The organism is Sphingomonas glacialis (assembly GCF_014653575.1).
GTDB classification, from domain to species: Bacteria; Pseudomonadota; Alphaproteobacteria; order Sphingomonadales; family Sphingomonadaceae; genus Sphingomonas; species Sphingomonas glacialis.
In genome coordinates this window covers 1-1174 of sequence record NZ_BNAQ01000032.1, presented here as the reverse complement: position 1 = coordinate 1174, position 1174 = coordinate 1, and the positions used below count along the sequence as shown (strand labels likewise).

1 protein-coding gene is annotated in these 1174 nt (G+C 64.0%); it reads left to right on the top strand.

The window, feature by feature from the left end; genetic code table 11:
* The first annotated feature begins 93 nt into the window (after positions 1-93).
* A protein-coding gene (locus tag IE187_RS21105; protein ID WP_170318413.1) for an IS630 family transposase occupies positions 94-1154 on the top strand; the annotation gives its coding sequence in 2 pieces (ribosomal slippage) (positions 94-586 and positions 586-1154; 1062 coding nt in all).
* Positions 1155-1174: the final 20 nt, after the last annotated feature.

Genomic DNA, 1174 nt, shown 5'->3' with positions numbered 1-1174 from the left:
CTTATACCAAGTCCCTCGGAGCCTGACTCAGCGCCGGGGATTCCCAAGTCGGTCATGATCTGATTCAACATCGCAAACGGTGGGAGGTTGGCGGTGGCATCAGCGGTTGGGCTAAGGGACGATTTCGACGGGTCTGGTCTTCGAAGGTTGGCGCGTTTGAGCGGTGACGCCAATCAGGTCCGGCGGCTGCTGGCGCTGGCGGTGATTTACGATGGTGGTGCGCGGCACGCGGCGGCACAGGTCGGCGGCGTTGGTTTGCAGACGGTTCGAGACTGGGTGCTGCGCTTCAATACCAGCGGGCCCGACGGCTTGCTCGACGGCAAAGCCCCCGGTCCCCGTCCAGTGCTTGGCCCAGAGCATAAGCGGGCGCTTGCCGAGATCATCGAACAGGGCCCGGTCCCGGCGTCGCATGGCGTGGTGCGCTGGCGGATCGTCGATTTGATCCAGTGGCTGTTCGACGAATATGGTGTGTCGGTTAGCAAGCAGACGCTGAGCCGCGACCTGCGCGCCATGGGCTACAGGAAGCTGACGGCACGACCGAGGCATCATGCGCAGGCGGCTGACGCCATCGACGTTTTTAAAAAGGCTTCCCCGCCCAAGTGGCAGCGATCCGGGCAGCGCTCCCCGGCGGTACACCTATAGAACTGTGGTGGCAGGATGAGGCGCGGGTCGGCCAGAAGAACGGCATCACCCGGCGCTGGGCCAAGCGCGGGACACGTCCGTCAGCGCCGAAGGACCAACGTACCACCTCGGCTTACATCTACGGCGCCATCTGCCCAGCCGAGGGCAAGGGAGCGGCCCTGGTGCTCCCGCGCTGCAATACCGAAGGGATGACGCTGCACCTCGCCGAGATATCCGCCGCCGTGACGCCCGGCGCCCATGCCGTGCTGATACTTGACCAGGCAGGCTGGCATCTCTCGGCGGGGCTGATCGTCCCGGCCAACATCACGCTGCTGCCGCTGCCGGCAAAATGCCCCGAGCTCAACCCGGTCGAAAACGTCTGGCAGTTCATGCGCGACAACTGGCTGTCGAACCGCATCTTCAAATCCTACGACGACATCCTCGACCATTGCTGCTTCGCCTGGAACCGCCTCACCGATCAGCCGTGGCGCATCATGTCCATCGGACTGCGGTCGTGGGCCCATCGGTCCTGATCAGAGAGTCTTGGTATTAC